The following is a 9232-nucleotide window of genomic DNA, read 5'->3' as shown; positions in this document are numbered from 1 at the left end:
CCATCAGTAGAGAAATACAAAAAAAGAGCCACTCACACGGAATGACTCAATTCACAAAATTCAATACCAAAAACCGCTAAAGCACGAACTCAGGTATAACTCTTACACGTTTTCACTGCGTGATTCTTGGCAATATAATAAGCTTCATGCAACTGCATATGCCGCTCCACCCGTACAGAGGGGTCACCAGGAGTTCTAAACAAAGACGTTGTTTTTGGCACATAAGCAAACGTATTGCCGTAACCATAGCGCAACCAAAGATTCCAGTCTTCGAGACTGCTCATATCGGTTTGAAATCCACCTCTCTGCAAGTAGAGATCCTTTTGAAAAAGGAGAGACTGGATGGCTATAAAGTTGTGATCCAACAGAACATCATAGTCATACTCTTGCTTGAGAATCGGAGGTACAGCATGACTAACCTCAAAATATTGCTCTTCCACGCCACTGGCAACAGTACCGACTTCCAGTGCCAATGAGTAGGCCGCTACCGCATCAGAATTTTTCGCCAACGCACCAACAAGCACCTCGACATGATCCGCAAAAAGCAAATCATCATCATCGAGAAACATGCAATATTTTCCGGCTGCCTTTTCGAGACCATAATTACCGGTAACCGAACGACCGACCTTATCGAGGGAGTAATAACTGACACTCATTCCCTCCGGAAACTCAAAATCAGCGACAACCGAGCTCATCGTAGAACCGCCATCCTCAACGACTATCAACTCGATATTCGGATACGTCTGATTAAGCACGGACATCATGGACTGCCTGAGAAACTCTCCTCGATTCTTGTAAGTTCGAGTAACCACAGTAACAAGAGGGCAATCGGCCAATGGCTCACCCACTTCCCAGAACGCCCCATCCCTGATCATTTCATAATCAAAGCCCCGGAAAGGGAAATAGCAGTTTTCACTCGGCCCCTTGCCCTGCATAAAATACCGAGCCTTCTTGAATATCACACCGAAGTTTCTGAACACATCGCGACGGGCGCCAGCATAGGGTTCCGGACGGAGCAAAAGCAGGCACTGCAAGATAAAGCCACCCACTCTATCGCTCAAATTCCCATAGCGTAGCCTGATATAAGCATTGGCCAGCGTGCTGCCGGTATACTGAATCGGTTTTATATGATGCTCATGCTCATAGGTATAATGATAGACGACGGCGGACGGGCAATACTTGAGTTGGTATCCATAGGACCTGAAGCGATAGGAAAGCTCGACGTCTTCGCCATACATGAAGATCTCGCGCTCGTATCCACCGACTTCAACGTAAGCCGACCTTCTTACGAGTACGCAAGCATGGGACGACCAGTTGGTTTCCAACGTTACCGGATCGTAATATTTAGGATGCTCATAAGGTGCCTGCCTCAACTCCCAGGATGCCACCTCAGCCTTGGCATCAGCCAACGCAGCGGCCACCACTCTGGTTATAGCGTCTTTGGCAAAAACGATATCTACATTACTAACAAGAAAATACTCAGAGCTTCCTTTATGGATTGCCTTTTCATGCCCGGCACCAAACCCGACATTGCCGCCTTCCAGAATGTCGAAACCAGCCACTTCCTCACCAAGCAATGCCTGCCAACGCTGCAATGCTTCGAGGGTGCTGTCCGAAGACCCGTTATCAACAAAGAACATATTCAATTTGCTGAGCGGGTAACTCTGCGCCTTTAACGATTCAAAAAAACCATCAATCCACTTGCCACTATTGAACGTGACCACCGACACATCAATAACGGGTTGCGCCTGGGCGACCGACGAGTTCTGGAACCGTGAAAAACGACGATTCAATATAGCCTGTATCGCCTTGGTATTATTTCGCGAATAAATCACTAACATTATGTTTTCGCGCAAACGCTTGAAAAACAAATGTATACGAACACGAACCCACACAAGGAAAGGAAACTTTTGGTAAAAGGGCCGAATGAACGCTTTAGACTTGGCCAAAAAAGCGCTCAGCCCTCGAAAAAAACGCGTTACGACTTGCCAAGTTTTTGAAGCAACCATACTGAATAAACCACTCATTAAATCGAATCCCCTAACCAATGCAACTTAGCGACCTGCAAATATCACAACATCAGCGGCAGGTTCTTCCCAAGACGCTCCACAAGAGAGGCGACCATGCAAACCTGTGTTGATATGTGTTTCTGACGCTTTTTAATTACACTACTTGCTCCGACTCTCCAGCTTTGTAGGTGCATGCGATAAATAGCAGTGGAGCATAAGCTACGACCATACCAAAAAATCCGGAAATCCACCCACTTGCTACAGCAATCGATATCGGCATGAGCCATACAAAATTAATAGTGATCGATGCCAGCACTACTGTTTTATGGCTACGGTGCTTGCGAGAGGCATATTGGTAACCATGACTGCGGTGGGCTTCATATACTTTTTCACCTCGCAAGAGCCTGCGCATCAGGGTCCACGTCGCGTCAACAATGAAAACGCCAAGCATGATCAACCAGCTCCAGAGCAACTCGGGCGACTTGGAGGCTGCCTCAATGGACATCCCTGCCAATACAACCCCCAAAAAACCACTGCCTGCGTCTCCCATGAAAATTTTCGCCGGCGGATAGTTCCAACAGAGAAAACCCGCGACCGCTGCCACCAGAGCCAGAGGCCCCCACGCCAGTTCGAGGTTTGCGCTAAACCAATAGACCAGCAACATTCCGAGGCAGACACTGATCGCTTCAGCACTGGCCAGGCCGTCAATGCCATCCATGAAGTTGTAAAGATTCAGCATCCAGACCAAATACAGCACGAACAAAATATTCCCAATCCACCCTGGATCAAGGGTAACGCCAAAGAGCGTGACGCAAGGAGAGCCTCCCAGCCAATACAACGCCCATATCGAGGCAGCAAAATGGCCTAATAGGCGCCACCTTGCAGCGATATGCCCGTGATCATCGGCAAAACCGATAAGCGCGACCAACAAGCCGCTCCCCAGCAAACCAAAGAGCGTCGCCAGGCTCATCAAATCAAGACCGCGAAGGATCAGAAGCGCCAACAGAAAAGAGACAACAATAGCTACACCTCCACCCCGAGGAGTAGGCACAGAGTGAGAGCTGCGCTCGTTTGGTATATCCATCAAGCTCTTGGCCAAAGCATAACGACGTAAAACAAGCGTCAGCCCCCAGGAAACAACGAATACTGCAAGTAGCAGCCACAAAAAAGTCATTTCGTCTGCGCGTCCAGATAGTGACCTGCGGTTTGGCGCATGGCTTCATCCATGTTGATGGGGGGTGTCCACCCCAATAATTCACGATTTTTGCTGATGTCGACCTGCAATGACCCGCAGATCCGTTGAGCAACGGATTGCTTTCTCAATGCCGAAGCCGCCACTACCAGCAACCACTCTGGCAATGGCAAGAGCCAGGCCTTCGTCCCGAGCGCATTGCCCAGGCGACGTAGCATTTGAGTTGTGGACAAGTCCTGGCCATCACTGACCAGAAAGGTTTGGTTCGCTGCGGCAGGATGATCGATACAGGTGATTACAAGGTCCACCAGGTTTCCGATCGCCACAAGGCTACGCTGATTCCGGACCGCTCCCAACGGTAACGGAATACCTTTGTTGAGCCAGCGCAGCATACTCAGAAAATTGGCTTTAACCCCCGCCCCATAGACCAATGGCGGGCGAATAATCACCACTTCCATTCCGGTTTCACGAGCAAGTTGTCTCAGGGCTTGTTCAGCCTCGTGCTTGGACACGCCATAAGGATCCACCGGGGCCGGAGTATCGTCAGCCTTGAACGGCTTGCCTGGCAGGGTGCTTTCGCCATTGACCTTGATCGAACTGATGAAGATGAAGCGTTTGACTCCCGATTCAGCGGCGCGCTTTGCCAACCGAAGAGTGCCCTCCACATTGACCTTGCGAAACTCGGCCAAGGCATCAGAAGCGATTTCGTTCATCACATGAACTCTGGCCGCCGCGTGGACGACCGCACTTACATCCTTCAACTCAGACAAGGCTTCAGGATCATTCAGATCAAAGGGTACAACCGGGCATAAACCCTGTAACCGGGTGGGACTGCGAGCGGCTGCGATCGGAGCGAACTGTTTGTCCACCAACATCCTGAAAACCAGCGCCTCACCCACGAAACCGCCTGCCCCCGTGACCAATACCTTTGGGGCTGTCATTGAGCTTTATTCCCTATCAACGCGGTGACCCAACAGATAAAAAAGAAGAAAATTTTGTCCCGTACCCGGCGCCTGCATTGCCAGGCACTGAAGGACAGTTTCATCAATTCCGTACGCCGTAATTGCAGCAAGACACCTTCAAAGGGCTTCGTCCCCTCCCCCACCAGATCTGCAATCAGGCGAACCTGACCGAACCACCAACCATCATGAATGGTTTTGTAACGAGCGATCAACGGACTCAGGCCTGTATTGGCACCGACCTGATTACGCTCGTGCTGCCGGTAATCCATGCTGGGTAACGGGTCGATATACCAACGGTAACCATGACTGCGCGCAAAGGCGTAGCAATACCAGTCATGCAAAGTTACACCTTGCAGTTGCTGCCAGTTGGCGAGCATCGAGCCTTTCAACGCTTCTACCAGGCTTTTTCTAAAGACATAGGTGCAGCCAGGCCCGGCTGCCTCGAACAAAAAATCCCAGGCGACCTGAGGCTGCGCCTTGTCCAGCAGCAGGGTTCTGCCGCTTGGCCAGAACGCCGTCACGTTACTGGAGTAGGCATCTACTCCTCGTGCCTGCAGCGCCTGGGTTGCTCTGTGCAGCTTGTCGGGATACCAGATGTCGTCCTGGTCGGCAAAGGCGACGAAGTCGTAGCCATCGAAGTCAACGTCCCGGATCAACCGAAAGAAGTTGCGCGATGCTCCGCCGAAGCGATTGGCATCCGGAAGCACTACAACTGCTGGATGCTCAGCCGCATAAGCTTTACACCACGCCTCGGTGCCGTCAGTAGAGGGGTCGATGCTAATGTGCAGGGTAACGTCGACCGATAACTGGCCGAGAATCGAGACCAGTTGCTCCTCAATCCACTGCATTCCGTTGTACGCAGCCAGCAAAACTGCAACCTTGGGATGTTTTACTGGCATGCTATTCCTGCTTGCACGGATTAAACGCTAGGTTTGAAAGTAAACCCTCTCGACTCAGAGGGAATCCAAATCCAGCAGTTTTTGCAGGTACTGACCATAGCCAGTCTTCTTCAGCTTATCGGCCTGAGCGCCCAACTGTTCAGCGGTAATCCAACCGTTGTTGTAGGCGATCTCCTCCAGGCAGGCCACTTTCAAGCCTTGACGCTGCTCGATCGTGTGCACGAAGTGACTGGCCTCGAGCAACGAGTCGTGAGTCCCCGTGTCCAGCCAGGCAAAACCGCGTCCGAGCATTTCTACATTGAGGGTGTTCTGCTCGAGGTAGGCGCGGTTAACGTCGGTGATTTCCAACTCGCCACGCTCGGACGGCTTAATGCTCTTGGCGATCTCGACAACATCGTTGTCGTAGAAGTACAGGCCGGTCACTGCATAGTTGGATTTTGGCTTCAGCGGTTTCTCTTCAATGCTAAGAGCGCGCCCGGTTTTGTCGAACTCGACAACACCGAAGCGTTCCGGGTCGGAGACGTGGTAGCCGAATACGGTAGCGCCATGTTGTTGAGAGCTGGCGGAGCGCAGGTTGTCCGAGAAATGCTGACCGTAAAAGATATTGTCGCCCAGGATCAGGCAGCAAGGATCTTCGCCGATGAACTCTTCGCCAATGATGAAGGCTTGTGCCAGACCATCCGGAGTAGGTTGTTCGGCGTAGGTCAGCTTGATGCCGTACAGGCTGCCGTCACCCAGCAATTTGCGGAAACATGGCAAGTCTTCAGGCGTAGAGATAATCAGGACTTCGCGCATACCCGCAAGCATCAGCACTGACAGCGGATAGAAGATCATCGGCTTATCGTAGATCGGCAGCATCTGTTTGGACACGCCGAGGGTCAACGGATGCAGACGCGTGCCCGAGCCGCCAGCGAGGATGATGCCTTTACGATTTGTCGTGCTCATTTATTCAGAACTTCCTTAAGCATTCGGGTTACGCCACTTTGCCAATCCGGCAAGTGTAGAGAAAAGTTGTCACGCAGCTTCTGAGTATTCAATCGCGAATTCAGAGGGCGGCGCGCAGGTGTTGGATAAGCCGTCGTTTCGATCGGATTGATCGCCGTTACGGCGAGCTGCTCGCCGTTGTCTTGGGCGAAACCGATCACATGGCTAGCATAGCCGTGCCAGGACACTTCGCCACTGGCCGCCAAGTGATACAAGCCCGACAGCTCGGGACGTTGCAGAACTTGCTGAATGGCCAACGCAGTCACGTCAGCAATCAGGTCTGCCCCGGTTGGGGCTCCGATCTGGTCGGCGATGACACTCAAGGTTTCGCGATCCTTGGCCAGACGCAGCATGGTCTTGGCGAAGTTGTTGCCGCGAGCGCCATAGACCCAGCTGGTGCGGAAGATCAGATGCTTGCAGCCCGACGCGGTAATCGCCTGTTCGCCGGCCAGTTTACTCGCGCCGTAGTGATTCACCGGGGCGACTGCATCTGACTCTTGCCACGGAGTAAAGCCTTGGCCGCTGAAGACGTAGTCAGTCGAATAATGAATCAGCCAGGCACCCAGAGTCGCAGCCTCTCCGGCAATGACCTGGCTTGCCTGACCGTTCACACGGTCGGCCAACTCGGTCTCGGACTCGGCTTTATCGACAGCGGTGTAGGCCGCAGCATTGACGATGACGTCGGGCTTGACCTGGCGAATCGTTGCGCGCAAGGCATCGAGATCGGACAGATCTCCGCACAAGCCATCAACTGTATGACGGTCCAGGGCGATTAACTCACCCAGCGGTGCGAGGGAGCGCTGCAGCTCCCAGCCTACCTGGCCGTTTTTTCCCAGCAGAAGGATTTTCATGCTTTGTTCGAACGATCTGCGTAGTTCTGGTCGATCCACTGCTGGTAGCTACCGCTCTTTACGTGAGCGACCCATTCAGTGTTGTTGAGGTACCACTCCACCGTTTTGCGAATGCCGGTTTCAAAGGTTTCTTCCGGCGTCCAACCCAGCTCACGCTGGATTTTACTGGCGTCGATTGCGTAACGCTGATCGTGGCCCGGGCGGTCCTGAACGTAAGTGATCAGGCTGGCATGTGGCCGGTGAGCTGAATCGGGACGCAGTTCGTCGAGCAGTGCGCACAGGGTATGCACCACTTCGATGTTTTGCTTTTCGTTATGGCCACCGATGTTGTACGTCTCGCCAATAACGCCTTCGGTCACGACTTTGTACAGTGCGCGGGCGTGGTCTTCGACGTAGAGCCAGTCGCGGACCTGGTTGCCTTTGCCGTAGACCGGCAGCGGCTTGCCTTCCAGTGCATTGAGAATGATCAGTGGGATCAACTTCTCAGGGAAATGGCATGGGCCGTAGTTGTTCGAGCAGTTGGTGACCAGGGTCGGCAAGCCGTAAGTACGGCTCCAGGCACGAACCAGGTGATCGGAACTGGCCTTGCTGGCGGAGTATGGCGAGCTTGGCTGATACGGTGTGGTTTCGGTGAAGAGGTCTTCCGGACCTTCGAGGTCTCCGTAAACTTCGTCAGTCGAAATATGGTGAAAGCGGAAGTTGGTTTTACGCGCATCATCCAGCGCCGCCCAATAGTGGCGTGCAGCTTCCAGCAGGGTGTAAGTGCCGATGATGTTGGTCTGGATGAATTCAGACGGACCAGAGATCGAGCGGTCAACGTGGGACTCTGCGGCCAGGTGCATGATCGCATCCGGTTGGTGTTCACGCAGGACGCGGTCGACCTGATCACGGTCGCAGATGTCGACGCGCTCGAATACGTAACGCGAGTTGTGGCTAACTTCGGCCAATGACTCAAGGTTACCGGCGTAAGTAAGCTTATCGACGTTAACGACAGAGTCGGTAGTGTTGGAGATGATATGACGGATGACTGCCGAGCCGATAAACCCGGCGCCGCCGGTTACTAGAATTTTCACGCGGAACCATACCCTTGAGTTACTGACAGGGCCGCCAACCGAGCACTGTCTAATCCATGAATGCAGAAGCCATCAAGTCAGCTGAGGCCTCTGACAGAGTCAGTCTGAACCGATGTGGGAATATGCCACTATCGGACAAGCGCAGCATTTTACAGCTTAATGACGGTTTTACTAATGGATATAGACAAAGTGTGGCTAAAGTTTAGTGCGCCGTCCGCGCCATGTCGCAATCAGACAAGCCGCTTGCGTGAAACTCTGGAAGTACGCCCCAGAAACCAGCCCAGAATCGGCCCGATCACCATCCCAATCAGCAACGCAACAACCATGACCAGCGATACCGGTAGTTGCGGCCCCGCCCAACCCAGGAACAGCAGGGAAACCGATTGCTGATTCTCGAGAACGAACGCCAGGATCGCCAAAGCCAGCAACAGGACGATTACGGCGAGCAGTACGCGCTTGAGGTTACGCATGAGCGGTTCCTTGAATAACGGAGGCCGTCAAAGCCCTTCCTCCTCTTCCTCGTTCACACGGTCGCGCAATTCTTTGCCTGGCTTGAAATGCGGCACGAACTTGCCGTCGAGGCTGACGGACTGACCGGTTTTTGGATTGCGACCTACGCGCGGTGCGCGGTAGTGCAAGGAGAAGCTGCCAAACCCACGGATTTCGATGCGATCACCGGTGGCCAGACATTGGGACATTTGTTCGAGCATGGTCTTGATGGCCAGCTCCACATCCTTGGATGAGAGCAGCCCTTGATGGGTGACAATTCGTTCGATCAACTCCGACTTCGTCATATTTTTCCCTTCTTTTTCAAGCAGCTAGGAAAAGCGCTTCAAAGGTTTTAGCATGCCCGGAGGAATTTGAACAGCCCGAGTTTTGACATATCTTTACCCACAAAGGGATGTCCGATTTACGATCACTGGAACGCTGATCATGCACTTCCAGATTCATCTGCAGATAACCAGCATGGTGCGCGTCAGATAGCCCGCGGGATTAAAGCCAAAGGGGTACTCATCCTCGTCTTTGGCATCATCAGACCTGGCTACAACTTTGTAGCCCGCCGCCTTGCACTCCTTGTTCGCTCGCTTGTGACACTTCTCCCATCCCGACCCCAGCCCCGAACAATCGATCTCGATGCCACTGACCCCACGCACCGCGTGAGTCTTGGCACTAGTGGTACAACCCGCCAAAGTCAGCACTGCTATGACAACTATGAGCTTGTTCATTCACTTCCTTAGGCCGGACACGCCGCCCGACGGTCG

At 52.9% G+C, this 9232-nt stretch carries 10 protein-coding genes; all 10 read right to left on the bottom strand.

Going from position 1 to position 9232, the window contains the following annotated elements:
- Positions 1-89: 89 nt before the first annotated feature.
- The gene (locus tag CKW16_RS20520) at positions 90-2027 is read right to left on the bottom strand and encodes a glycosyltransferase family 2 protein (RefSeq protein ID WP_095130183.1); all 1938 of its coding nucleotides are present in this window, start codon (positions 2025-2027) and stop codon (positions 90-92) included.
- 136 nt (positions 2028-2163) lie between these two features.
- Positions 2164-3183: a glycosyltransferase family 4 protein gene (locus CKW16_RS20515; protein ID WP_095130181.1), complete on the bottom strand. Its 1020-nt coding sequence runs from the start codon at positions 3181-3183 to the stop codon at positions 2164-2166.
- Positions 3180-4142, bottom strand: a complete 963-nt coding sequence (locus tag CKW16_RS20510; RefSeq protein WP_095130179.1) for an SDR family oxidoreductase — start codon at positions 4140-4142, stop codon at positions 3180-3182. Before CKW16_RS20510 ends, CKW16_RS20515 begins: the two co-directional genes overlap by 4 nt.
- Positions 4139-5062 carry a glycosyltransferase gene (locus CKW16_RS20505; protein ID WP_095130177.1) on the bottom strand — a complete coding sequence of 308 codons (924 nt, stop codon included), beginning with the start codon at positions 5060-5062 and terminating at the stop codon, positions 4139-4141. The genes CKW16_RS20510 and CKW16_RS20505 overlap by 4 nt, the downstream gene beginning before the upstream one ends.
- A 54-nt stretch (positions 5063-5116) precedes the next feature.
- Entirely contained in the window at positions 5117-6007 is an 891-nt protein-coding gene (gene rfbA / locus CKW16_RS20500; RefSeq protein ID WP_095130175.1) for a glucose-1-phosphate thymidylyltransferase RfbA, read from the bottom strand.
- The gene (gene rfbD / locus CKW16_RS20495; protein ID WP_095130173.1) at positions 6004-6897 is read right to left on the bottom strand and encodes a dTDP-4-dehydrorhamnose reductase; all 894 of its coding nucleotides are present in this window, start codon (positions 6895-6897) and stop codon (positions 6004-6006) included. The genes rfbA and rfbD overlap by 4 nt, the downstream gene beginning before the upstream one ends.
- On the bottom strand, positions 6894-7970 hold the full coding sequence (gene rfbB, locus CKW16_RS20490) for a dTDP-glucose 4,6-dehydratase (RefSeq protein ID WP_046047987.1): 1077 nt from the start codon (positions 7968-7970) through the stop codon (positions 6894-6896). The genes rfbD and rfbB overlap by 4 nt, the downstream gene beginning before the upstream one ends.
- Positions 7971-8200: 230 nt before the next feature.
- Positions 8201-8440 carry a LapA family protein gene (locus CKW16_RS20485; RefSeq protein ID WP_095130169.1) on the bottom strand — a complete coding sequence of 80 codons (240 nt, stop codon included), beginning with the start codon at positions 8438-8440 and terminating at the stop codon, positions 8201-8203.
- Between the two features lie 27 nt (positions 8441-8467).
- Positions 8468-8764 carry an integration host factor subunit beta gene (gene ihfB / locus CKW16_RS20480; RefSeq protein ID WP_007899751.1) on the bottom strand — a complete coding sequence of 99 codons (297 nt, stop codon included), beginning with the start codon at positions 8762-8764 and terminating at the stop codon, positions 8468-8470.
- A gap of 153 nt (positions 8765-8917) precedes the next feature.
- Positions 8918-9196, bottom strand: coding sequence for a hypothetical protein (locus CKW16_RS20475; protein ID WP_095130167.1), 279 nt, complete (start codon positions 9194-9196; stop codon positions 8918-8920).
- Between the last annotated feature and the right edge of the window lie 36 nt (positions 9197-9232).

This window comes from Pseudomonas sp. Irchel s3h14, from assembly GCF_900187425.1.
Lineage (GTDB): Bacteria > Pseudomonadota > Gammaproteobacteria > Pseudomonadales > Pseudomonadaceae > Aquipseudomonas.
This window is presented reverse-complemented; position numbering and strand designations above follow the sequence as displayed.

Bases quoted from the DNA above. Each gene is read 5' to 3' on its own strand.
- CKW16_RS20520 (WP_095130183.1), bottom strand. From the start codon at position 2,027: ATGAGTGGTTTATTCAGTATGGTTGCTTCAAAAACTTGGCAAGTCGTA.
- CKW16_RS20515 (WP_095130181.1), bottom strand. From the start codon at position 3,183: ATGACTTTTTTGTGGCTGCTACTTGCAGTATTCGTTGTTTCCTGGGGG.
- CKW16_RS20510 (WP_095130179.1), bottom strand. From the start codon at position 4,142: ATGACAGCCCCAAAGGTATTGGTCACGGGGGCAGGCGGTTTCGTGGGT.
- CKW16_RS20505 (WP_095130177.1), bottom strand. From the start codon at position 5,062: ATGCCAGTAAAACATCCCAAGGTTGCAGTTTTGCTGGCTGCGTACAAC.
- rfbA (WP_095130175.1), bottom strand. From the start codon at position 6,007: ATGAGCACGACAAATCGTAAAGGCATCATCCTCGCTGGCGGCTCGGGC.
- rfbD (WP_095130173.1), bottom strand. From the start codon at position 6,897: ATGAAAATCCTTCTGCTGGGAAAAAACGGCCAGGTAGGCTGGGAGCTG.
- CKW16_RS20485 (WP_095130169.1), bottom strand. From the start codon at position 8,440: ATGCGTAACCTCAAGCGCGTACTGCTCGCCGTAATCGTCCTGTTGCTG.
- ihfB (WP_007899751.1), bottom strand. From the start codon at position 8,764: ATGACGAAGTCGGAGTTGATCGAACGAATTGTCACCCATCAAGGGCTG.
- CKW16_RS20475 (WP_095130167.1), bottom strand. From the start codon at position 9,196: ATGAACAAGCTCATAGTTGTCATAGCAGTGCTGACTTTGGCGGGTTGT.